Origin of the sequence: Pseudoalteromonas sp. OANN1 (assembly GCF_024124685.1) — a bacterium.
GTDB classification, from domain to species: domain Bacteria; phylum Pseudomonadota; class Gammaproteobacteria; order Enterobacterales; family Alteromonadaceae; genus Pseudoalteromonas; species Pseudoalteromonas piscicida.
Genome location: NZ_JAMXSE010000007.1, coordinates 109,423 through 135,069 on the forward strand (window position 1 = coordinate 109,423; position 25,647 = coordinate 135,069).

The 25,647-nt window shown below is 41.7% G+C and carries 15 protein-coding genes; 8 read left to right on the forward strand and 7 right to left on the reverse strand.

All coding sequences use genetic code 11. The features are described 5' to 3' along the window. Positions 1 to 919: 919 nt before the first annotated feature. Positions 920 to 5,686 carry a DUF3320 domain-containing protein gene (locus NH462_RS08320; RefSeq protein WP_253105384.1) on the forward strand — a complete coding sequence of 1,589 codons (4,767 nt, stop codon included), beginning with the start codon at positions 920 to 922 and terminating at the stop codon, positions 5,684 to 5,686. Positions 5,687 to 6,261: 575 nt separating this feature from the next. Here NH462_RS08320 and NH462_RS08325 read toward each other — a convergent pair. After that, positions 6,262 to 8,085, reverse strand: a complete 1,824-nt coding sequence (locus tag NH462_RS08325; RefSeq protein ID WP_253105386.1) for an alpha/beta hydrolase — start codon at positions 8,083 to 8,085, stop codon at positions 6,262 to 6,264. A gap of 131 nt (positions 8,086 to 8,216) precedes the next feature. Here NH462_RS08325 and NH462_RS08330 point away from each other — a divergent pair, with 131 nt between their 5' ends. Beyond that, positions 8,217 to 10,190, forward strand: a complete 1,974-nt coding sequence (locus tag NH462_RS08330; RefSeq protein ID WP_253105388.1) for a winged helix-turn-helix domain-containing protein — start codon at positions 8,217 to 8,219, stop codon at positions 10,188 to 10,190. Between the two features lie 56 nt (positions 10,191 to 10,246). On the opposite strand, the gene rpmG is transcribed toward NH462_RS08330, so the two are convergent. The 3 genes from rpmG to radC form a co-directional block, all read right to left on the reverse strand. Continuing rightward, complete coding sequence (gene rpmG / locus NH462_RS08335; protein ID WP_010364212.1) at positions 10,247 to 10,402, reverse strand: 50S ribosomal protein L33; 156 nt, start codon at positions 10,400 to 10,402, stop codon at positions 10,247 to 10,249. Between the two features lie 11 nt (positions 10,403 to 10,413). Continuing rightward, positions 10,414 to 10,650, reverse strand: a complete 237-nt coding sequence (gene rpmB, locus NH462_RS08340; RefSeq protein ID WP_010376746.1) for a 50S ribosomal protein L28 — start codon at positions 10,648 to 10,650, stop codon at positions 10,414 to 10,416. Between the two features lie 459 nt (positions 10,651 to 11,109). Next, positions 11,110 to 11,784, reverse strand: coding sequence for a DNA repair protein RadC (gene radC, locus NH462_RS08345; RefSeq protein WP_017219072.1), 675 nt, complete (start codon positions 11,782 to 11,784; stop codon positions 11,110 to 11,112). Between the two features lie 128 nt (positions 11,785 to 11,912). Between radC and coaBC the strand changes: the two genes are divergently transcribed. From coaBC to NH462_RS08365, 4 genes are all read left to right on the forward strand, one after another. Then, complete coding sequence (gene coaBC / locus NH462_RS08350; RefSeq protein WP_253105389.1) at positions 11,913 to 13,109, forward strand: bifunctional phosphopantothenoylcysteine decarboxylase/phosphopantothenate--cysteine ligase CoaBC; 1,197 nt, start codon at positions 11,913 to 11,915, stop codon at positions 13,107 to 13,109. A 157-nt stretch (positions 13,110 to 13,266) separates the two neighbouring features. Next, positions 13,267 to 13,854 carry a nucleoid occlusion factor SlmA gene (slmA, locus tag NH462_RS08355; RefSeq protein WP_010376740.1) on the forward strand — a complete coding sequence of 196 codons (588 nt, stop codon included), beginning with the start codon at positions 13,267 to 13,269 and terminating at the stop codon, positions 13,852 to 13,854. Between the two features lie 106 nt (positions 13,855 to 13,960). Continuing rightward, the gene (locus NH462_RS08360; RefSeq protein WP_253105390.1) at positions 13,961 to 16,732 is read left to right on the forward strand and encodes a prolyl oligopeptidase family serine peptidase; all 2,772 of its coding nucleotides are present in this window, start codon (positions 13,961 to 13,963) and stop codon (positions 16,730 to 16,732) included. 266 nt (positions 16,733 to 16,998) lie between these two features. Then, entirely contained in the window at positions 16,999 to 19,911 is a 2,913-nt protein-coding gene (locus tag NH462_RS08365; protein ID WP_010376737.1) for a TonB-dependent receptor, read from the forward strand. A gap of 737 nt (positions 19,912 to 20,648) precedes the next feature. On the opposite strand, the gene NH462_RS08370 is transcribed toward NH462_RS08365, so the two are convergent. Further along, positions 20,649 to 20,909, reverse strand: coding sequence for a hypothetical protein (locus NH462_RS08370; protein ID WP_010376734.1), 261 nt, complete (start codon positions 20,907 to 20,909; stop codon positions 20,649 to 20,651). A 123-nt stretch (positions 20,910 to 21,032) separates the two neighbouring features. Further along, positions 21,033 to 23,222 carry an EAL domain-containing protein gene (locus NH462_RS08375; RefSeq protein ID WP_253105391.1) on the reverse strand — a complete coding sequence of 730 codons (2,190 nt, stop codon included), beginning with the start codon at positions 23,220 to 23,222 and terminating at the stop codon, positions 21,033 to 21,035. 220 nt (positions 23,223 to 23,442) lie between these two features. Here NH462_RS08375 and NH462_RS08380 point away from each other — a divergent pair, with 220 nt between their 5' ends. Together NH462_RS08380 and NH462_RS08385 are read left to right on the forward strand one after the other, a co-directional pair. Then, positions 23,443 to 23,925 (forward strand): hypothetical protein, encoded by a 483-nt coding sequence (locus NH462_RS08380; protein ID WP_010376729.1) that lies wholly within the window; start codon positions 23,443 to 23,445, stop codon positions 23,923 to 23,925. A gap of 1 nt (position 23,926) precedes the next feature. Continuing rightward, positions 23,927 to 24,805 carry a TIGR03899 family protein gene (locus NH462_RS08385; RefSeq protein ID WP_010376727.1) on the forward strand — a complete coding sequence of 293 codons (879 nt, stop codon included), beginning with the start codon at positions 23,927 to 23,929 and terminating at the stop codon, positions 24,803 to 24,805. A gap of 80 nt (positions 24,806 to 24,885) precedes the next feature. Here NH462_RS08385 and NH462_RS08390 read toward each other — a convergent pair whose 3' ends face one another. After that, positions 24,886 to 25,647, reverse strand: a complete 762-nt coding sequence (locus NH462_RS08390) for a TIGR04219 family outer membrane beta-barrel protein (RefSeq protein WP_010376724.1) — start codon at positions 25,645 to 25,647, stop codon at positions 24,886 to 24,888.

Consider the following 25,647-nt stretch of genomic DNA (forward strand, 5'->3'; position numbering starts at 1 on the left):
TTTATGTACATCACTGATGTAACCAGTTAAGCATCAGGAGAGCCCGTTCGGAAATAACACATATGCAAGCAGTGATACCGCACATATAATAGCTGCGATTCCGGCATAATGTACTAATGGGGTTTTTGCAGGGCCTTCTACTTTCAACCCTTCTTTTAATGAGCAATTTAATTGAAACCTGTTATCACTCTTCAAAGGTGGTTATCTCCGTTTAGTATGCATAACTACTTCCTTGGGTGCGCCGACACCGCAAAGTACTTCTTTCAACCCGCCATCGATGGCGGAGTTTGTTTGCCTATCCATATGGCTAGTGGCTATGATAGCTGATTACCTTTAGCTGGACGGGCTCCCAAAAAATAAATTTTTCTCTTATCTCCGCAACCACCCTGATACCACATATAAGCTGTTTAACACTTTTAATAATTGAGCGGTATCAGATGTAACACAAAAGAAAAACCAAAAAAGCTCCTACAGCCTTTTGTTCAGAACCTAATGTAGATAATCCCACAAACTCTCAAGTGATTTCCTTGAAAAGGTAGGGTAACTTTTCAAGGGTTTTAATCTTATTACTTTTCATGATATTAGAAATTAGGCATGCCTAATTTCTGCCAAAACGGCTCTATTGCATTCATTGTCATGTTTCGTCCTAACTGTAACGGTGTCGATTTTTCCGGCAAATAAAAATATAACTATTCTTTAAAAAACTTTAGGCACAAAAAAACCGACCTAAAAGATCAGACTATAAGTAACTACACTGTTCTAGGTTAGGTTCTAGGTTAGGTTATATATTCCGTTATATTCATAATCAGCCGTCATCCCTCAACTAGTAGCAATATTGATTTTAGAAAAAACCGTGTTATGTTGTTTTTTGACAAAAAATTAAATATGTAGATCGCCTAATAAACCAAAGGGGAATTTTATGGTTGTTGAGCAGCAGTTGGAGCGCGCGCGTCTTGAATTACTCGATATGGGTCTTAGAGCGAATCCTCAGTTAAATTACCGAAGTGGCAGTAAGTCTCTCGATATTGTAGATGAAAAATCTGCAAACATTTTTGAAATATTAGTTGAGAAAGAAATTTCACTTGGGTTTTTACCCCTTCCTGAAGTGTATCAACAAAAAATTACCGAGAATGATGACGAAGGAACCTTTTATTCTGCAGATGATGAAACTGATCTGCCTCCACTTGATTTGTACTTAGAACAGAAGAAGGGGGAATCTCGCTTTATTGATAAGTATCTGCAAACTGGGTTGATCCCTTCAAAACTTGATAAAGCTTTGTTAAAGCTTGAAACTGAAGCGCATACAATGCTACAGGAGCAAGGTGTTGAGGTTTTATATCTCGCGCTTGGATTTATGCAGTGGAGTGAACCAACAAACGCTTCTGTTTCCAGGTATGCTCCTTTAATTCTGGTTCCTGTTGAATTAATTCGCTCGTCTGCAAGAGACAGTTTTAAGTTACGATATACAGGTGAAGAGCTAGGCTCAAACCTGACTTTAGCTGCAAAGCTTAGAACCGAGTTCAAGTTAATGCTTCCAACATACTCTGATGAATTAACAATCAGTGATTACTTTGAAGCTGTTTCGGATGCAATTACAGCCCAGCCCTCTTGGCGGGTGCATCAGGATAAGATTGGGTTGGGGCTGTTTTCCTTTGGCAAGTTTCAAATGTACATGGATCTTGACCCATCTGGCTGGCCTGAAGGCAAAAGACCATCACAATTATCGTTAATTAGTCGCTTGTTCAGAGATGGTTTTGAACAGTCGATTGAAATAAACCCAGAAGATCTGAATCACCCAGAACAACTCCATCTCGTAAAGGATGCTGATTCAAGTCAAATTGAAGCGATCTTGGCTATGAAATCTGGCGCTGATTTGATTATTCAAGGTCCTCCTGGCACAGGTAAATCGCAAACCATCACCAATATCATCGCTGAAGCCGTTGCGTCGGGAAAGAAAGTTCTCTTTGTCGCGCAAAAAATGGCTGCACTAGATGTAGTAAAGAAAAGACTGGATGAAACTCATCTCGGCTTAGCGGTACTGGAGTTACATAGCCATAAAAGCACAAAGAAAGTCGTATTGAGCTCGATCAGAGACTCTCTTGAGCAAGGAAAGCCACAAACAAAAAGCCGTGAGCAAGACTTTTTGGAGTTGACTGAGTCAAAAACGGCGTTGGATGCATATGTGAATGCGATACGATCGCCAATTCTTAGAAGTAACCTCAATTACATAGAATCCCTTGGAAGTTTGCTTCAAGTAAACACAAAAGATCCTGACAACAGTTTACCTGTATTACCATTTAGTATTTTCGAGCAATGGACTTCAGAGCAATATAACAATGCGAAAAAGCTTGTAGCAGAGTTAGTTCAGCAACTAGAGATTATTGGAGTTCCATCTGAACATTCTTTTTCTATGTCATGCCGCACTGATTTTTCTCCATCGACACAACAGGCTCTAACCACAACTTTAATAGAAGCAAGCTCTTTACTCAGTCAACTTTATAACGAAGCTAATTCTCTGAGTGATACTCTTCAGCTTGAAAAGCCAGCATGCTTGCGTGATGTAAATCCGTTAATTTCAACAGCGGCATGGTTAGCTGAAGTACCAGATCTAAAAAATATTAAAGTTAACAACCCAGTATGGGCGTCAGATAGAAAACGAATCGATAATGGACTATCGTGCTTGAGTAACTTACTACATCTGAAAACCAAGTGCGAACAACACTTTATCTCGCAAGCGCTAAGTTCTGATTTACTTAGTATTCGTCAAGGCTTGGTTGGCAAAACAGATAAATGGTGGCGTTTCTTATCGCCAACGTACCGCCAATCAAAGGCAAAGTTAGCCGGAGTTTGGCGTGGTGTACTTCCCGCATCTTCATATGAGTGGCTAAATGCAATAGATGCTGGACTCAAATACCAAGGCACAATAAAGGAACTCGAAAGTTATCAGGAGGTATTATCTAATGTCTTCGGCGATCTCTGGCAAAGTGAGTTTTCGGAATTAGAGGAACTTTCTAACGTAAACAATTGGATCAGAGAGTTTTATTCAAAAATTGCAGCTAATGAATTACCAATTTCATTGGCAAAATTGATTGATAAGGGAATTGATAAGAAGATACTTGTTACTCAAGCGGACTCCATTAAGACGTTGTGCTACAACATTTCAAAGCACCTGCAAATGCTAAACGAGTTACTACAAATAGACAGCAGTAAGCAAAATAGCAACTTTCAATCAATCTCATTTTCGCGGTTGAATACCTTATTAACTGACTGGCAAAACTCTACTCTTCTATATGATTTCGCGCGCTACAATCAGATAGTACAGGCTCTTGAACCATACAACATAAAAACGCTTACTGAGCTAGCTTTTTCGTGGAGCGACACTCCAGAACAATTAATGACAAGCTTCGAACTTAGCTACTATAAAGGATTGGTCAATTATGCTTATGATAATTCCGAAGCAATAAGAAGATTTGATCGCACTAAACATGAGAGAAGCTTGAAAGAGTTTAAGCGTATCGACGGTGAAAGCCTTTTCTTTGCACAAGAACTATTGGTAAATCGTCTATATGAACGTTTACCTAAGAAATCAGCAAAAGGCGAGATGGAATTGGTACTGCGCGAGCTCGGTAAGAAAAAGCGTCACATTCCTATTCGAAAACTTCTTGCTGAAGCCGGCAACATTATCCAGCAAGTGAAGCCCATTTTCATGATGAGCCCAATGTCTATTGCAACTTACTTAAAGCAAGGTGCTTTGGACTTTGATCTGGTAATATTTGATGAAGCAAGTCAAATACCGGCTCCAGATGCTTTAGGTGCAATGTTACGTGGGCGACAAGTAATAGTAGTAGGTGACAGTAAGCAAATGCCTCCAAATAGCTTATTTGGTAAAGCAGTAGAACTGGAAGAAGATGAACTGGAAAACAGTGCTACAGCTGAGATGGAAAGCATTTTGGCGTTAATCGAAGCTAGAGGAGCTGCGAGTAAGATGCTTCGCTGGCATTATCGCTCGCGCCATGACTCACTAATTGCTGTTTCAAACAACCAATTTTACAAAAACAAATTACTTGCTTTTCCTAGCCCAGGCTTTCATCCCGATGCAACAGGGCTGAAGTTTAACTATTTGCCTAACACTCATTATGACAAAGGAAGTTCTCGCACCAACGCCGGCGAAGTTCAAGCTGTCGTGGCAGCCGTTCTTAACCATGCCTTGACTAAACCTCATTTATCCTTAGGCGTTGTCGCTTTCAGCCTGTCACAACGGGATGCCATATTGCTTGAGTTGGAGAAAGAGCGCAGATTAAACCCCGAAACGGACGAATTTTTTGCTCGGCATGCTGGTGGTGACGAATTTTTTGTTAAAAACCTTGAGAACGTTCAAGGTGATGAACGTGACGTTATTTATATAAGTATTTGCTACGGTAAAACTAAAATGGGCCAGCTTAGTCAAAATTTTGGCCTGCTAAACAAACCAGGTGGCGAACGGCGGCTGAATGTTCTTATTTCACGAGCTCGTCTAGCCATGGAGGTGTTTGCAAACTTTAAAGGTGAAGAGTTAAAAGTTGGAGTAGATAGCCCGCTGGGTATTCACTCATTGCAAATCTTTTTGCAGTTCGCTGATTCGGGCCAGTTAAGTAAATCTCATGTACAAGAACAGAAACAGAGTTTTGCCTTTGGTACTATACTACATCAGGCTATCCAGAGTCTTGGCTATCAAGTTGAAACCAAAGTTGGTAGCCAAGGTTACTATATTGATTTGGCGATAAAGCACCCGCAAGACCCCACTAAATTCGTATTAGCCTTGGAATATGATGGAGCTGGTTATTACGAAGCAGCTTCTGCACGCGATCGCGAAAGGCTAAGACAAAGTGTATTGGAGGGTTTAGGCTGGACATTTGAAAGAATTTGGTCGACCGACTGGTTTAGAAACCCAGACGCTGAGCTAAATCGGCTAAAAGGACTAATTGATAATTCGATAGCCCAACATGATGAACTGATGTGTTCTTTAACAACACAAGCGAATAGTATTCAGCTGGAAAAGCCCAAAGCGGCCTCACCAGAGCCTGTTGCCACTCCTATCCTCAGGGTTGAAAAAGAGCAACCAGAGTTTGAAGCCTGCACTACACCTTACAGGAAAGCAGATGTATCCAAATTAAATATTCCACATGTCGATGATTTCAGTGCAATCCCATTGAGCGTATTAGTTCATGCTGTTGAACGTATCGTTGAAACAGAATACCCAATTTATGCTTCAGTAGTTGCAACTCGATTAGCAAATGCAGCTGGGCTTTCAAGAGTAGGAGCCAAGATCAAACGCATAGTCAACCAAGCTATTCAAAGTGCTACATCTCAAGCTTTAATTAATGTAAGCCTAGATGATGTGTTATGGCCAAAAGGCCGAAACACAGTAAAATTGAGAAATTGGAACAATGTTGACACTACAACACGTAAACTTGAGAATGTATGTGACGCTGAACTTACAAATGCACTATTGCTAACAGTACAAGATGCCCATGCGATAAGTATTACAGATGCTGCATCTGCTGCTTTAGGTCTGTTGGGGTTTCAGCGTACCACATCACAAGCGTCTGACAGGATGAGTAAACTGGCCCAAATAGAATGTGATAAAGGCGTGCTGGTTTGTGAGAATGATCGATTGAAAATTGCAATAAAAAGGATTGAGACTTAATTCTCATTTTAAAACGGTAGCATTGTACCTTGCGCTTCAGAAAAACTCTGCTGTCCCAGATATTGATGATGATAAGTTTTAGCCAAAGACAATTTTTAAACACTCAGTTAGATTATTACAATGTAATTAGTGCCTGTAAGGGGGATGAGGAATCTTTCTATCAACTGTATTTAATACTGTTTATTCAAAATACTTGAGTGAGTGATTCTACCCCTGTTGAGTTCTATCAGATTGTAGTCACCTTCGATGTAATAAATTAAATGTAACTTTTTGCTTATCTACACTTTTAGAACCACTCTAGTTTTGATAACTGGATAATGGTATAGCAAGTGGCCTAATTTAAAGAAAAGTGACGAAAATTTCTTATTTTTCTGGAATACACAGGGTGCCTTACAACTAAAGACTTTACAGAAAGCTTCCAGACTCTACGTGTGGCAGTACTTTTTTACAATGCAGTGACCTAATGATTTAATTCATTAGGTTTTAAAAATAAAAAACGCGAGCCGCAGACAAGCTCGCGTTTTTTATATGTTAACTCAACGCTTCAAGCGCTCATCTAGCAAACTGGATTGGTGTCATTGGTTCGCAAGCTCAGTCAATGCCTGCTTGATAAGCTCAGGATGGGTAAATGGGATCAGGTGCTCAGTTGATGATATTGGTAAGTATTGCCCACCGCTGGTTTCAGCAACTTCTTGCGACCATTTACGTCCCTCTGCTTCCCATTTTATTAGATTGCCTTTCACTTCCTCAGAGTCTGCATTGGCAATATCTAGTTTTTCAAACTCACTATCTATCACTGAAATCGGAATGCTGCTGTCTGGCTGCCAATTTCTTACTAACTCCAAGTCATCATGGTAGTTCATCATTTCGTGTACTCGAGTAAGTTGAGCTGCAACACTATGACGGGTTTGCATGATGTGATTGAAATATTGCCAATCCATGTAGTCTGCAAACTCACTCCCTTCAAGCAGAGCTTCAATGTGCGCCTGTTCTTCAGCTATTTTTCCATCCATTTTTTCTTGCCAATTACCGGCAGCAACATGATCAATCAAGTCTTGTCCGTATTGACGATAAACGTCAACTGGGTAACCTTGATACTGAGCAATAGAATGTGGCAGCAAAATATCTGGGTCTAACCACAACATGCTTGCTATCTTTTGCTTAAATTCCTGTGATTTTTGCATCGCAATTAACGGCACCGAGTTACTATTTGCGTAACTCAACAAATGCACATCACTGAGATTGAGCTTTTCAAATAGTACTGGAAGGTCGTGTGCAAATTTATTCATGGAAGGTGTGTCATCGACACTACTTAACCCCTGCCCTAGCCTATCAATGACGTAAACATTAAAACTGTCTGCTAAGTAAGGCTGTAGTAACGCGAACCAAGCACTGTCACTATGAAAATGCATATTCGCACCCGAGAGCATGACCACAGTTGGTTTATCAGTGTGCTGTTTTAATTGTCGAACATGGTAATAATCGTTGTTTACTGCGATAAGATCAGAACCTTGGGGCAGCGCATAACGACTTGTCGATTCAAAAAATGTCATTATCGATTCGGTGGTATGGACAGGTGGTAAATTCCAACTATGATGAGCCCCGTCTACACTAATTAGCTGCGTTTGAATATTGCGATTAGGATAGTGAGTTAACGTCACGCCTTTCGCTATTTCTTCATCAACAGATAAAGCTGCCTCATAATTTAAGTTAGCAATAATTTTAATCGCTTGAGGTGACGAGAGTAGCCCAAAATTTGCGTGACTTTTGCCATTATAAGGCAATACTGAGTCTGCTTTACCGTGCATAATTCGGTAGTTTGTAGGTGTCGAAAAATTACAGCTATCACCTAATTGGTAGGACATAGGTGCTGCAACCGTTACTATCGCATTAAACGTCTCCGAGCGGTTACATAATAAGTTTTGTACAAATAACCCGCCTTGAGAAAAGCCGGTCGCATAAATTTCACCGTCAATGACATCATATTTGGCTTTTATTTCTGCAATCATCTGATCAACAAAGCCTAAGTCATCTACACCTAAACGATGTGCCTTGTTACAACCACAGCCTTCATTCCACTCTTCGTTTTTTGATTTGGGATAAACGACTATATAATCATCGTTTTGTTCATGTAGCTTGGTTAAACCTGCCATACCGTAAGCAGTCCCTCCAGAACCATGAAAGGCCAACATCAGCTTATACGCTTTATGTGGCTTTTCAATCGGCTTCATATAATAGTAACGCTCATTGAGTTGATGAACCTCAAAACCATTTACGGGCTTTAACACTCCATCGTCATTGCTTGACGCCTTTTTGCTGTCGCTACTGCTGCCACAGCCCGCGACTAAAGCTGCGAGTGTTAAACCTAACGCCTGTTTTAAATACATTCGACTTGTCATGTTGGCCATTCCTATTTTATTGTTTTCATGTACTCTAAATACTTTGAAAAAGGGCGCGACGAATTCACATGAAATCGTTGTGAGGAATTCCTTACCAATAAATATAAACAATATAATCAAAGGGATAATAAATGCGCTATGAGATTGCAGCCATTCGGTTTGATACGGTTAATCGAACGCTGACAAGTAGCACAGACTCCATCAGACTTGAGCCTAAGCCATACTTATTGCTACAAACCTTAATTGCTGCAAATGGTAATGTTGTTTCGCGCGATAAACTCATTGCAGAAGTGTGGCGAGGTCGCGTAGTCACAGAAAGCGCAATCAATAAAGCCGTGTCGACGTTGCGCCAGTATATGAATAAATTAGATGGTAAAACTGAGTATATAGAGACTATCCCTACCCTTGGATACCGACTGATTCCCGCGGTCACAAGTCATACTCCGGCAACAATAAATAAGACCAGCTCCCAGATCGCGCCACTTTTAGGTGTTTCTCTACTTATTACCAGCGTATGTGCATTTATTGCCTATCAGTTCATGCAGCCTGCGCAAAATAACGAACCACTCGCGCCCCAAAAATTAACGAGCCAGAGCGGTATCGAGCTGCAGTTAAGTAGCGCACCTCAATATAAAAGCTTTAGCTACCTGCATCCTACCGACACTCAGCAATCGGAGTTATGGCTCAATCACAGCAAGCAAAATAGAAAGCTGTTTTCTGGCAACATCAGCACACAAGCCTTAAGCTCAGACGCCAAACACATCGCCTATATTGACGATGATAATGGCTGTACCGTAAAACAGTTTGATATCGCGCAGGCACGGCACACTACGCTATTCTCTTGCCAGCCTATCGAAAACATTAAGCTAATATGGGGCGCAAATCCGCACGAAATCATTTATCGAAAACGCACAAATATACATAGTGGATACGGCCTTTACCGTTTCGACTCGAATACAAAGCAGCATATCCAGTTAACGCTTCCTCCAATCTCAGGAAACCTTAGAGGCGATCATCTATTTAGTTTATCCACAACTAAAGACCAACTCGCCGCCGCACGCTATCTTGGAGAAGATAAGCACGAACTGACGGTGTACGATTACCCAAGCATGTCAGTAAAGAGCACCGTTAAGTTACCTTATAATCTCACGGCACTAACTTGGTCTGCCAGCGGACAATCTATTTACTTTAGCGCAGGTAGTAGCGTTTATCGCGCTGATATAAAATCGAGTAAAGCAGAACTGCTTCACAAGCTCACAGCACCAATCGAAAGCCTAGTATTACAAGATAGCAATGAGACCCTGCTCTTTAACCAATATAAGTTAACTAGCCTAATTCACCTTTTCGACGCATCGGATCAAACCTTTTCACCACTTGTTGATAATCAGGCATTGAATCGCTTACCTCGCGCAAATCAAATGCCGCGAGTTTGGTATATTTCGGATCACGGCGCGCATTCCGCTTTATGGTCTATCGACACTGAAACACAACAACACACTCAAGTTGACTTGCCTCACATATTTAATTTTCAGCGCTTTCAACTTAACCACGATGCCTCAACAATACTGTATGAATATCAAGACGCTATTTACCAGTTTGCTATCAACAGCCAAAAAACAACACAACTTATAAGTCCTGAGCTTAAGCCTTACGTTGCCAATTACAGCCAAGATAACAACGAAATCATTTACAGCAGTGAACGCTCTGGTAGTTGGCAGTTATGGTCTCTAAATCTAATAACAAACCAACATCAGCAACTTACAACACAAGGTGGCTACAGCGGCTACAAGCTTAATAATGTGTTGTATTTTACCAAGTTTACACAACCCGGAATTTGGCAACAGGAAGACGGACTAGAGTCTGTAGTTGTGACGGATGTACCAGTGAGAAATTGGTTGAATTGGCGACTCAGAGATAATGCGCTTTACTATGAAAAAGACAAAAGTATTTGGCGATTTGACCTGAAGACTAAACAAGAAAAGTTGTATTTCACCCCGCCACAACGATTTATTGGACAGTTTGATATATTGCAAAATGGCGATGTGATTTTCAGTGAGCTGAAGCAACCAAGTGGTGAGCTTTGGCAATTAACCGTGAAAAATTAAAGTACAAAAACAAAAAACCCAGCCGAGGCTGGGTTTTTATTGATTCTTGAAACGAATTACTTGATTTTCGCTTCTTTGAAGATCACGTGTTTACGAACCTTAGGGTCGAACTTTTTGATCTCCATTTTTTCAGGCATGTTACGCTTGTTCTTGTCGGTAGTGTAGAAATAACCAGTACCAGCAGTTGAAACTAAACGGATCTTATCACGCATGATTCAGCTCCTTAAACTTTTTCGCCGCGAGCACGGATATCTACTAATACCGCGTCGATGCCTTTTTTATCGATAATACGCATACCTTTAGTAGTAGTGCGTAGAGAAACGAAACGCTTTTCGCTTTCAACCCAAAAACGGTGTGTTTGTAGGTTAGGTAGGAAGCGACGCTTAGTAGCGTTGCGCGCGTGCGAACGGTGGTTACCAACCACTGGGCGCTTACCTGTAACTTGACAGACTTTAGACATGTCTATGTATCTCCAATAACTTCGCTCGAGCTTAATTTTCCCTTAAAGGCCTTTTAACTGCGTGCCCTAGGTAAAATCAAAGGGCGCTCTTTATACAGTATCTACAGGCAGAGATCAAGGATCTGATCCTACTGAAATCAGCTCATGGGTAAATTTGATAGCGGCCAATTATAATGATCCGAAGCCCACTAGGAAAGTAAAAACTGCATTTAAATTGAACTAATTTATAAAATTTATACAAATATGCTGATTTAACGAGCAAATTTCTTTTTTGGCCCTTTGTCGATGGTGATTTTGACTGTCTAATTTTCGTGCTTATGCGTATATTTGGGCAGCAATACTCCACCAGCTACCTCACACTTCGAGTAAAAGTTGAGTGATCAAGTTCCATTCCACTTTGCTCAGTTCGAAAGGACAGCTTGAGAAAGCAAAACCCACCTGATAAAACAGCAACTCAGCTTAAATCAGTCCTCGTTCGGCAAACGAAATACAATGACTTCCGGCAACGATTAAATGGTCAAGTACATTAATATCAACTAGTGCCAAGCCTTGCTGCAATTTTTTCGTAATGAGTTTATCCGCTTCGCTGGGCTCTGCCACGCCCGATGGATGGTTATGGGCAAAAATCACAGCTGCACTATGGTATTTGAGTGCCGCCTTTACTACTTCTCTTGGATAAACCGAAGCTGCGTTAATTGTGCCGTGAAACAACACTTCATCTTTTATCAGACGATTTTGGTTGTCTAGATATAGCACCATAAACACTTCATGCCCAAGCCCCCGTAGTTGAGCACTCAAATAGTCACGTACCGCTGTCGGGTTTTGAAATACCGTTTCTCTTAAGCACTCTTCTTTTAGATAACGCCGGCTTAGCTCCAAAACGGCCTGTAACTGAGTATATTTGGCAACGCCTAAGCCTTTTAACGCTGAAAACTCTTCTAACGAGGCATTGAATAAACGCTGTAACGTTTGCTGTTCTTGCAACAAGGATTCGGCAAGCTCTATGGCATTTAATCCTTTGATCCCTGTGCGTAAAAAGATAGCCAATAACTCGGCGTTGGATAACGCCTCAGGGCCTTGTTCTATTAACTTTTCTCTTGGCCGTGCGGATTTGGGTAAGGCTGATATTTGCATCCTACTATTCCTTATATTTGTATGTCTCCTTGACTAAATTAAGCTTAGCGGGTGATCACGATTATTCAAAAGCAAACACAGACTGTGATATCTTTAGTTTATTAATACTGTGATCGTATAAAACAAACATGCAAAGAAATAAACGCCTCTTACTTGGGATCAGCGGTGGTATCGCTGCTTACAAATGCGCAGAACTTGTTCGCCGCCTAAAAGAACAGCAAATAGATGTCAAAGTGGTGATGACTGAGTCTGCCAAGCACTTTATCACGCCACTGACAATGCAGGCGGTCTCTGGTGAAATCGTTTCTGACTCTTTGCTTGACCCACAAGCAGAAGCATCAATGGGGCATATCGAATTTGCAAAATGGGCAGACCTAGTATTGGTTGCTCCTGCGACCTCGAATATCCTCGCCAAAATGGCGGCGGGTATTGCGGATGATTTACTGACCACATTACTACTCGCAACACCCGCGCCTGTTGCCGTAGCGCCGGCAATGAATCAACAGATGTATGCACATCTATCGACTCAAGCAAACCTTAACACCCTAGCTTCACGCCATGTCCAAATCTGGGGACCTGGTAAAGGTGAGCAAGCCTGTGGAGATGTAGGCGCAGGGCGCATGCTTGAACCCAATGAGTTGGTACAACTGTGTTTAACAGCACTTCGCCCTACTGAGCAAGTATTAGCAGGAAAAACGGTAACTATCACCGCAGGGCCGACACGCGAAGCATTAGATCCAGTGCGTTTTATTACTAACCACAGTTCAGGAAAAATGGGCTTTAGCCTTGCCGAGGCGGCAAAGGCTTTAGGTGCAAGCGTAAATCTGATCGCAGGGCCGGTTTCACTAAATACCCCCACAGGAATTACTCGACTTGATGTAGAAAGTGCTGAGCAGATGCAACAAGCTGCACTCGAATATGCCGTACAATCGGATATTTTTATCGGCTGCGCGGCGGTCGCTGATTACCGTGCAGCCACCGTTGCCGAGCAAAAGATTAAAAAGCAAGGCGAAGAAATCACACTAACATTGGTTAAAAACCCCGATATCATCGCCACTGTCGCAGCACTAAAACAGTCTCGTCCTTATACCGTTGGCTTTGCCGCTGAGACGCAGAATGTCGCCGAATATGCGCAAGGAAAATTGGTCAATAAAGGGTTGGATATGATCTGTGCGAATGATGTGTCGGATAGCACAGGTGGTTTTAATTCAGATAACAACGCATTGACCCTATATTGGAAAAAAGACCGACTTGAACTCCCTCACTCTAGCAAAAAAGAGTTAGCACTCACTGTCATGCAAGCTATTGCCGAAAAGATAAAATAACCTTCATGTAAAAGACTGGAAAGAAACTGAATAAAACATTAACATGATACCCCGATAACGTGTAAACGAGTCGGGGTTTGCACTTCTGCGCATCACTCTCTGTGCTTAATAAACCCGACAAAAACAATATAACAATTAGAAAAATAAGGGAAATTTCATGCCAGCGACAAAACGTAGTAATCGCAAAGAGCAAATTCTTCAATCACTCGCACAAATGCTGGAAACCAGCCCGGGACAGCGTATCACCACAGCTAAACTCGCTGCTGAAGTCGGGGTTTCAGAAGCTGCGCTTTATCGCCACTTTCCAAGTAAAGCGAGAATGTTTGAGGGGCTTATTGAGTTCATCGAAGATACGTTACTGTCACGCATTAATTTAATCCTAGAAAACGAAAAAGAAACCCGTAACCGGATCTACAACATTCTTACTCTACTCCTAGCCTTTGCAGAGAAAAACCCTGGGATCACACGTATTTTAACGGGTGATGCACTACAAGGTGAGCAAGAACGCTTACGTGAACGAGTACAAAGCTTATTTGAAAAGCTTGAGACACAATTCAAACAAGTATTAAGAGAGCGTAAATTGAGAGAAGGTAAGGCGTTCACGAGTGAAGAAAGTGTTCTGGCTAACCTATTCTTAGCTTTTGTTGAGGGTAAGATGAACCAGTTTGTCAGAAGTGACTTTAAAGCAAAACCAACCGCGCAATTCGATAAACAGTGGGTTGAGCTTGAGAAAATCTGGCTTTAAGCACCTGCGGCTAGCCGCTTAAATACATCCGCACACCGCAGAGCATTTTAGTTTCACTGTTAAAAGTGATAAAAACGTCATAAATACATACTAAAATGCTCTAAATATGACTCTAAAACTCTCACTCTTAAGCGCAGCACTTTTTAGTGTAAGCAGCTTAGCAGCTAAACCCAGCCTTGAATTTAAAGATGTTTTTGATTTTCGTTACCCTCAGGGTACGGTGATCTCCGAACAAGGCACATTCCTCGGCCTAAGTGCAAAGCCTTACCGTGGTGACAGCGAAGGCCAAGTCTATTCTCTCAATAATAAAGCACTGATTGCATCGGTTCCCCGTGGCACGAACCCAGTTATCAATAAAAGTGGTCAATGGGTTGGCTTTACCCAACGCCCTACCCTACTTGAAAAAGAAACGGCAGATAAAAAGAAGAAGAAAACACTAAAAAACAACTTAGTGTTGGTGAACACCACAACCAAGGCCCAGCAAACCTTTAACTCGGTTAAAGATTATCAACTTTCAGACAATGGCCAATGGCTGGTGTACCGTGAGGATGCAAAAAAAGGCGACAACAAATCAGACGCAAAAGCGAATACTGACAAGCAAACTGATGAACTCAAAATCAGTGCAGATAAAGGCGATGACTCCTTAACACTTGTGGTGCTGAATCTTTCCAACAATGAAAGCACTCGCTATGACGACATCGCAGCATACAAAGTGGCGCCAAGTAGTAACGCTATCTTGGTCAATCAGCAAAGCGAAGACGGCAGTAAAAACCGTGTTGCCGTTATTGACTTAGCAAGCAATCAAATCACAAGTCTTATTGATGAGCCCGGTGTGACTTTAGGAGACATTGCTTGGCAACCCAATTCTCAACATGTCGCTTTTTATTTAGGTAATTATGTCAACGATGACAAGCGCCGCCGCGACTATCAACTCAAATTATGGTCTCCAACAAGCAATAAAATAACCGACATCCACAACCCAAGCGGTTGGTTTTCAGGCAAGACAGCATCAATCAAATGGTCTGAAGATGGCTCACGACTGTTTTTTGAAAATCGTCCACAGCTTGAAGCAAAAGCCAAAGTGCTTAAATACACAGATGAAAGCTCACTTTATGATTACGATACCATTCGCCAGCAAAAAGGCTTAAAAGTTTGGCACAATGCCGATCCTGAAATCAAAACTCGAGAAATAAAAACATGGAATGAAAGCCGTCGAGATCAACATTATCAAGCGGTTTATCATATTAATGGCGAGCATGTAGTACAGCTTGAAAACCTTCAAGTGCCTTCTATTTCACTGCACACAAACGCAAATTTTGTGCTGGGCAGCGACGATACACCCTACCTAAAGCAGATTATGTACAAGGGCTTTTATCGCGACTACTACAGCGTTGATATCAGCAGCGGTGATAAACAACTCATTGTTAAAGAAAGCTCAAATCGCCCTACTGTCGCGCCTGATGGTAAACATGCGGCCTATTTCGACGGTGAACAAGTCTGGTTGAAATCGTTATCCACTCAACAGCTTACCCCAGTAAGCAAAGCGGTTAAAAACGCACTATTTGCTGATGATAAACATGATAAACCAGAACCAAACGAAGGGTTTGGATTTGCTGGTTGGCAGCTCGATGGTTCGACGCTCTACGCCTACAGTAAATATGATATTTGGGCATTTGATACCAAAACGGCAAAAGCAACTCGCCTAACTGATGGCTATAAGACCCAAACGCAATATCGTATTGAGTATAAAGATAAGGACAAACTAGGTTTTAACCCGGACGATACCTTACTGTTAAGTGCGCACAACCTCGAAAATAAACAAACGCATATTGCTACGCTTTCTCTACAAGATAACAAGTTGCAAACTGTTTTGTCTGGCGAAGCTAAATATGGCGTAGTGAAAAAAGCCAAAGAGGTGGACACTTATATTTTCACAAGACAGTCTTATCAAGAGTTTCCTGATTATTGGGTCTCAGATGGCAGCTTTAATAACCCGACAAAACTCACAGATTTAAACCCACAGCAGCAGACATTTGCTTGGGGCCAAAAACCTGAACTTGTGAAGTACAAAGGCTACGATGGCGAAGATCTTCAAGGCGTGTTAATCAAACCTGCTGATTATAAAGCTGGTGATAAAGTGCCAGTGGTGATTTACTTCTACCGCTATATGAGCCAGCGCATGTATGACTTCCCGAAAATGGAGCTAAATCACAGACCAAACCTGCCAATGTATACCTCAAACGGTTATGCGATATTCTTGCCTGATATTCGTTTTGAAATCGGTCACCCTGGGCGCTCTTCAACACAAACCATGATCAATGCAGCACAGGCGCTGATTGATACAGGTGTTGCGGATCCGGATAAAATTGGCTTACAAGGCCACTCTTGGGCTGGTTACCAAAGTGCATTTATGATCACACAGACAGATATGTTTAAAGCGGTTGTGTCTGGCGCGCCAGTATCTAATATGACCTCAGCGTTCAGTGGGATCCGTTTAGAATCAGGTATTGCAAGACAGTTCCAGTACGAAACAGGCCAAAGCCGTATCGGTAAACCGCTAACAGAAGCGCCTGAATTATATATAGAAAACTCTCCAGTGTTTTACGCAGATAAAGTAAACACGCCAATTTTGATCATGTTTGGTGATAACGACGGCGCAGTGCCTTGGCAAGAAGGTATTCAATACTATTTAGCCTTAAGAAGACATGATAAAGACGCTATTTTCTTGCAATACGAAGGTGAACCGCACCATCTGAAAAAGCTGCCAAATCAGCTAGATTATTCAATTCGTATGAAAGAATACTTTGATTATCATCTGAAAGGATTGCCACCAGCAGAGTGGATTCAATCCGGTGAAGCATTTATCACTGAAGAGTAATCAACTCCACAGGTATTCATCATCAAGGACACCATCGCGGTGTCCTTTTTTTGGCAACAAATTACTCATTCCTTTGTTTTACTTTTATCTAGAAATGTTTTGTTTCAACTTTCATCCGTATAATTTCGTTATAAAAAAGCTCATATCTCCATTACATTTGACGGTTTTACAAACGAACCATTGAACTTTCAGTAGATGCGTTGTAAGTTCTATGTTGCAGGAACATTTTCCTACTCTGCTAATAAATAAATAAATAAGGAAATAAGATGAAACTTTCTAACCTATCAGCAACGATCAGGCTATCTCTACTGGCTTGTTCAACGCTGACTGCAGGCGTATCAGGTATCGCCCACGCTGAAGAAACAGATGCCAACGCTACTAATAGCGTAGAACGAATTGAGGTTACTGGTACTCGTATCAAGCGAGCTGCCATGACTGGTGCGAGCCCTGTAACAAGTGTTACGGCCGAAGACATTAAAGTTGCAGGTATTACTAGGGTAGAAGATCTACTCAACGATATGCCTGCAATCTTTGCTGACCAAACTTCAGGCCAAGCAAATGGAGCTACAGGTACCGCAACAGTAAACCTACGTAATTTAGGCACAGAACGTACATTAGTACTTGTTAATGGACGTCGCTTGCCTTCTGGTTCTCCTGTTGCTGGTGGTATCGGCGCTGACCTTAACCAAATCCCAGCTGCCTTGGTAGAACGTGTAGATGTTCTTACCGGTGGTTCGTCAGCAACATACGGCTCTGACGCTGTTGCTGGTGTTGTAAACTTTATCATGAAAGACGACTTTGAAGGCTTCCAAGTTGAGTATCAAGGTAGTGTTTATCAACATGATAACGACCACAAAGACATGCAACGAGCACTAAATGATAGAGGCTTCCCAGTACCTGACGGAAGTCAGTGGGATGGTGACACCCATGATATCTCTCTGACTTTTGGTGCAAACTCTGCAGATGGACGTGCAAACATCACAGGTTACGCGACTTGGCGTGATATCGAAGAAGTGACACAGGATAACCGTGACTACAGCGCCTGTGCTATGAATATCGATGCCACAGGTAAACGTATCTGTGGTGGTTCAGGAACAATTCCTGATGGCCGTATTACCGATTTCGATACCTATGACTACAAAGTAGCTGGTACCGATTTCGTTCCTACTGCTGGAACTGTTTATAACTATGGCCCGCTTAACTACTTCCAACGTCCAGACAAACGTAAGACATTTGGCTTGCTAGGTCACTATGACTTTAACGACAGCCATACGTTTTACGCTGAGTTTAACTACATGGACAACCGCACAGTAGCTCAGATCGCACCTTCTGGCTCTTTCTTCAACCAAGTTGATATTAGCTGTGATAATCCGCTACTTTCAGATTCACAAAGAAACACGCTTTGTGGACCTGGTGGCGTTGCAGTTGATGGCGTTGTAGAAGGTGCTTTCATCGGTAAACGTAATGTTGAAGGTGGCCCTCGTCAAGACGATATTCGCCATACCTCAACTCGCTTTGTACTAGGTGTTCGCGGTGAAATCGATGACAACTGGAGTTATGATGCGTATATGAACTTTGGTAACGTATCATATGCTCAGACTTACCAAAACGACATGTCTACAACCAGAATCATTCGTTCATTACAAGCAACGACAGATGATGACGGTAACGTGGTATGTAAGTCAGTTGTAGATGGTAGCGATCCAACCTGTATTCCTTGGAATATTTTCGATCCAGCGAACATCACTCAAGAGCAAATCGACTATCTAACTATGCCTCTATTTGCTCGTGGTGACACGAGAACAAAACAAATTAGTGGTTATGTTACTGGTGACCTTACTGAGTACGGTGTTGTAGTACCTGGGACTTCCACTGGTGTGGGCGTGGTATTTGGTCTTGAGCACAGAAAAGAGTCACTAGACTTTAATCCGGATCAAGGCTTCCAGTCGGGTGACGGTGCAGGTCAAGGTGGTCCAGTTCTTGGCGTAAGTGGTGAATTTGACGTCAATGAATTCTTTACTGAATTCAACGTACCATTAGTCGAAGACTCTGAATTTGCTGATTATATTACATTAGAGTTAGCTTACCGCTACTCTGATTATTCAACGGATAAAACAACTAACACCTATAAAGGTGCGTTTGATATCCGCGTTAATGATCAACTTGGTTTAAGAACAAGCTTCCAACGCGCAGTACGTGCAGGTAACGTACGTGACCTATTCAGATCTGCTGGTTTAGGTTTGTTTAACTGGGAAGATCCATGTGGTGGTGACAACCCAACTCTAACCGTTGAACAGTGTGCTAGAACAGGTCTCGATCCATCTAAATATGGTTCAAACGCACTGATCAACCCAGCAGGTCAATACAACAGTATCACTGGTGGTAACCCAGACCTAGAGCCTGAGAAGTCAGATACTATCTCGTTCGGTATTCTATTATCTCCTGAAGCCATTGAAGGTTTAGACATTGCGATTGACTACTTCGACATTACTGTTGAAGACGCAATTCAAGAAATCCCTGAAGCAACAATCTTCAATCAGTGTGCGATTAATGGTAACGACGAGTTATGTGGACTTATCAACCGTGGTCCGACTGGTTCTTTATGGCTAGGTCAGGATTCAATCACTGCAATTGATACCAACATTGGTAGCGTAGAAACAAGCGGTATCGATTTTGATGCGTCTTACCGTTATAACCTACCTGATGATATGGGTCTTTTACGCTTCAAGCTAATCGGTACATGGCTAGATAAGTATGCGACGCAGAACTTACCAGGTGGTGATATTGACGATTGTGCAGGTCGTTGGGATAGAGCGGTATGTGAATACCCAGTTCCTGACTTTAAGTCAAACTTCTCAACAACTTGGGTAACGCCTTGGGATGCAAACATTACAGCAACCTATCGTTATGTAAGTGAAGTGAAGGAATTCGCTCGAAATGACGACGGTCAAGTAATCGATGGACCAGTTCCAATGACTGCGCGTGACTACGTTGATATTGCAGTAACATGGAATGCTTCTGATAACCTGCAATTCCGCGGTGGTGTAAATAATATCTTTGATAATACTGCTCCACTAGTACCAAATGGTCCTGCAGGCCCTGCAAATGGTAACACTTACCCTGGTTTCTATGATTCTTTGGGTCGCTATATCTTCGCAGGTTTCACATTTAGACTGTAGTCTAAAACCGGTAAGATTTAGTCGTAATTATCAGCCCTCGCAAGTTTAAAGCTGCGAGGGCTTTTTAGTTTAATGTCACTCTCACATCACTGCTTAATCATGATGCTTAGAAGGCAAATATCTATTAACTACTCACCTAACATCAAAACCTCTCTAATAGGGTGAGCTACTTTTGAAATTAGAAAGTATTGTCGCCAGCTCCGCATCCAGCCATCAGCAATGCACCTAGTTGTTCTAAAAAAGAAGTTGTTAACGCAGCTAGCGTCAGATTTTCCCCCTCACATTGAGTGGGTATTAAGTCTATTTGGTATTAAAGCATGAGATACCATGCACACAATAATATCTATCACCGCTAACGTTCATACACCGTAATCAAAATTAAATAACCTGAGCTTCGGATAATTAATGCCTTTCTAGCAGCCAGTTTTAGCGCTAACTGCGTTGAATTCACTTCCAATAGCCAGCTATTGGTGCATAAATTCGCCTTGTTATCCCTAAAACTGTCTGGCTAGATAAGGGGGTAATTTAATGTGTTATTAAAAACAATGAGTTAGCTCATTCCTTATCCAAACCTCAGGTTAAATAAGTGGAGATAGTCAGGAAAGATAAAGCGTAATTTAAACTTGAGAGAAAGAAAGGTAACTGCTCTAAAAGAGGAGTTTTCAGCGCAGCTCGCAACTGTTTCCTCAATTAGAGCAAATAATTAGACTGCTCGTGCTAGTCTAACAAAGCAATATTTACTGACCGCCTTGGACGCCAACTGTACTCTGCTGACGGTTAAGCATGTCTTTTGCCGCACGTCGATCATGCTCGATCTGATCTTTAGTACGACATCTTCGTTTTGTAAACTTACTACCAGTGATGATATCTTGCTTACAGTATAAATCATCTTGATTTTTAGCTATCGTGCTCTCATTATTGTTTTTTGCCGACTCGGTCGTTGAATTACAACCCGTCAGAAGCACCAATAGGACAACACAAACTCCTGCGATTTTCATAGCAAATCCCTTATTATTGATAATACAAAGTACCTAAGTACACTTAAGAACGGAGTGTTCAAACTTTAGTCTAATCAACATTACAAAGAAAAGCAATTGCACCGATTTTCACAACACAATAGACTAATTTGATTCTAAAAATTCAAGTAAGTCTTGTTCAGGCATTGGTTTTGCTAATAAAAATCCCTGTACTTCATCGCAGCCAAGCTTTTGTAACACCGTCATTTGCTCTTCTGTCTCTACACCTTCCGCAATTGTTTTTAGGCCAAGATGCTGCCCTAAAGAGATGACAAGATCGGCAATAGCACCACTGTCATCATGAGGAATATCTTTGACAAAAGCACGGTCGATTTTAAGCCGTGCTAAAGGAAGTTTTTGCAAATAGCTCAAAGAAGAAAATCCAGTACCAAAGTCATCAATGGCCACCTCAACACCAAATTCTTGTAACTCTTGGAGTGTATTGATCACCGAATTTACCTCATCCATGACTACACTTTCTGTCACTTCGAGCTCTATATGCTTAGGCTCCACATTAAACGACAAGATTGTGTCTTTGACCTGCTGTGCATAGTTTGGCACCTTAAACTGCGGCACAGAGACGTTAACAGCAATGCTAAGCTCACCGAACCCCTGTTGCTGCAAAGTTGCCTGCAACTGACAGGCTTGTTCTAATACCCATTGGCCAATTTCGACAATAAGCCCTGCATTTTCCGCAAGCGGAACAAAAATCGCAGGGGAAATATAATTCCCGTTTCCAGAAGGCCAACGCAACAAAGCCTCACAGCCAATCACCTTGCGATCAGCAATAGAAAACTGAGGCTGATACCAAACCTCGAGTTTTTTCATCTCAAAATCTTGCCTGAGCTGTCTTATTAACCCCAGCTTCCAAGCCATTTTTTCTTCTAAATCTGGGGTATACCAATCCAATGGAATACTCGACTGTTTTGCTTGGTTAAGCGCAATATACGCAAGTTTTAAGGTTTCTATTCCTTGCGGTTGAAAGTCTTCTTGACGGCACACTCCAATATGAAAGTGCATAGTCAACAAATGCTCCCCGACATGGTAGGGCACGCACAAGTTATCAATAAAAGACTCTTCATCAAACTGCGACTCAGGCATTAAAAAGCCAAACACATCCGCGCCAATTCGTGAAATTAACTGGGCCTCAGGAAACTCAATACTAATTCGCTCAGCAACACCTAATAACAACAAGTTCCCAACTTCTTGGCCTAAACCATTATTGATGTCAGAAAATTGAGCAATATCAACAAGAATAAAAACGAGCGACTGTTGTTGGTTAAAGTAAGACTCTATTTTCTCGATAAAATTAGCGCGATTAGGCAGTTTGGTAAGATTATCTTTGTAAGCAACCTCACGTAATTCATTGAATAGCTTAATATTATCAAGACCAACTCCAACGTTCGTGAGGAATATCTCAGCAAACTTCAATTGCGCTTCCGATGGCTCAGCCTCTAGCTCTAAATAAATGGCTGCTTTTTTGTTTTTGCTTTCAAGTAAGAAGGTAATGTCATGCGCGGTAGATTGGTGGGATTCGGTATCAATACAGTTTTGCACTTGCATGATGACACGACCATTATCAAGCTGCTCTATACCATGGCCAAAGAATTCGCGGTACTGCTCACTACCACCAAACACCCTTAAATGCATATCATCATCTAGGTAGCCACTCACTAAGCCTTCGCCTGACGCATCTAAAATATTTGCCAATTGGGCAACGACCGCCGCTGCAAAGGAACCCATATCGGTATGACCGAGTATGGCACGAGAAGCTGAAAGGATCTGCTCTAGTGCATAGCTTTGCGCTTCGAGCTCACAAATTTGTTGATAAGAACGGATAGCGGTAAGTAAAGAAGTAACCAGTTTGCTGCGGGTGAGTTCTGTCTTCATTTTATAATCGTTAATGTCGAACTCACGAATGATCTTTTCTTCCGGTGCATAACCCGGTTGACCTGTACGCATAATAATACGTACTGCCATATTTTTGATCTCTTCGCGCACTCGACGCACGACATTAAGACCTGCGTCGTCGGTTTCCATCACTACATCGAGTAAAAGGATACTGATATTATTTTGTTCTTTTAAAATCTCAATGGCTTCTTTGCCAGAATAGGCGTGAAAAAACCTGAGCTTTTTGCCCCAAAACTCTAAATTAGACAGCGCAAGTTTAGTAACAGAATGGATCTCAGGATCATCATCAACGACTAAGACATCCCAAAAAGCACTTGTCGTTTCTTCTTCTTGAGTAACTTCTTCGTGCTCTGCAAACAAATAATCTTCTTGCTCAGGTGCCATGTTTTACCCTTTAAATCCGCACTACTCTTTAATTATAGGCACTGATTCACTCCAGTGTTTACCATCTTACAAAATATGGTACATTTTTACTATTACAGTTCTGTTTGATTAACATACATGAAATATTATAGTCGAGCATAGAACAAAATAGATGATTTAGCATACTTTTTACCAAAGAGGATTCTGTATCAAACGTTTATCTACTCCTATTAGAATGCTGATGATTTTGGCACTTGTCATTGTGATTGCTGGTTTAGCGATGCCACACCATTATAAAGTGGTAAAAAGCACCGATATTTCTGCAAATAACACAACACTCTCTCCATTGGTATTATCCCATTGGCCAGCATTATTTAATTGGCAAGCAACCGAAGACATCCACTTTCGTATTTTACCGAAAAAGCAACGAGTAGGTGGTTCAGCAGTGTTAGTGCATCCTTGGGGAGAAGCTGAAATGACCATCACCAAAATCAACGAACAGAGTTTAGAGCTGTCATTACATTTGGACGATGAACATTTAGCCAAAATCAGCCTTAATTTGTTGACCGTTCAGGCCGATAAAAAACTGACCATCACGATTGAAGGAAGAGCTAATACGCCGTTTATTGGCAGTTTTATCGCACTTTTTATGCAGCAGTATTTACAGCAACTAACTAACTCTGCAGTGAACCATATGCACACACTGTATAAACTACGAGCTTGATATGGCAGTCAAAAATGCACAAGTAAAGTCAGCTTTAGCGCTTTCGATTGAAGAAAAGCTCGGCTACCCCATGGTGAAACGGATCACACCGCTTGTCACTCAAAATGACCGTTATCAGTCTGATAAAAATAAAGATAACCAATACACGGTGCGGACTCAACATGGCACGCTAAAACGTGCTCTAAAGCGCCAACAATTAATCAAAATCCAGCGCCAGCAAAATCTTGAGGCCATTATGGGCATGGCACTTACTTTATGCCCCGAGGTTACCGCCCGAGGTCGCCCCGATCCCGATTGGTTGGAGCACTTCATCACCCTTGCAGAAGACATTGCCAATCACTCTATGCAAAAGTTGTGGGCAAAGATATTAGTGGGTGAAAGTATTACACCCGGCACTTTTTCAATTAAAAGTCTGCAAACCCTAAAGATGATGACCCAGCGTGAAGCAACCGCTTTACAAAGATGTGCACCGTTGTGTGGTTACTTAGAAAAAGAAGACAGCTACCTTATTCTTCATGGATACTATAAAAAGCCGTCTATTTTTGATTTGCTACGTAAAGGCAGCACCGAATCCATCAACTTAAGCCAAGCTGGGCTCAACTTCCCAAATATACTTACGCTGATGGACATTAATATCCTTTATCGGCAAGAAATTGAGTCCGCATCGCTACAAAAAGGACAGTCAATGCAGCTGGTGTATTTACGTAAAAAAATGACCTTAACGGCCAAATCCAATGACTTGGTGCTGAGCTATTACAAGTTGACGCAAACCGGAGACGAGCTAAAAAAATTACTCCAAAGTCCAATCAATAAACAATACAAGCAACTTGTAGAAAAGGCCTTTGAAAGCGAGTTTTCTCTCGAGTGGGAAGAGAGATAAAGAAACTATTCTATTTACCAAACAAAAACAGCTTGGTCGATCACTCGTACCAAGCCGCTAAAGGAGTAAACTACACTATCTTAGAAATGTAGTTGGATCCCTGCAAATGGACCAGAGACATCCAGGTCAGTGTAGATATCATCGATATCATCTAGCTCAAGTACCATAGAGCGATAACCCACTTTTACCGCAACATCAACAGCCATATTGTCGATAAACTCATAAGCGATACCAATTTGATAATCTTGGATTTTGCTATCATCAATTGCAAGCATGCTGCCTTCGGCAAAAACACTTAGCCCTGTAAGTGGTAAACCCACTTCACCGCGCAAATAACCGAGAGGAACAAAGCCTGAGAATTCAACTTCTTCTGTGCGTGTTTGACCATTTGCAGTACCAGTTACCATGATAGAACCGTCAAACTGCTTAAAGTTCACACCAAAGTCTAACGTCAACAAGTCATTGTCTAGCACTTCGTAATACAATGTGTAGTCGATGTGGTTTAGATCTGCGTTTGTTGTCGCGTCAGTACCTACCGTATAAACTTGGCCGCCAAAGTCAAAAGACTCTGTTAACGTCGTTTGACCATTTAACTCAAGCTCGGTATAGCGTAACTTGATATTTGGTACCAGCGGTACTGGGTGCTCAAGTGCAGCATAGAAACTAGTAAAAGTTTCATCGTCAAAGTTAAAGGTTTGCATATTGCCTTTTTCAGCAAAGCTACCTTCGGTTTCGGTATCCCACCCTTCTGCACCGACATAAAGCCCGAGTACCGTGTCTGCGTGTGCAGCAGGTGCTAAGCAAGCGAGAGATAATGCCGCTGCTAAAAAGTGTTTTTTCAT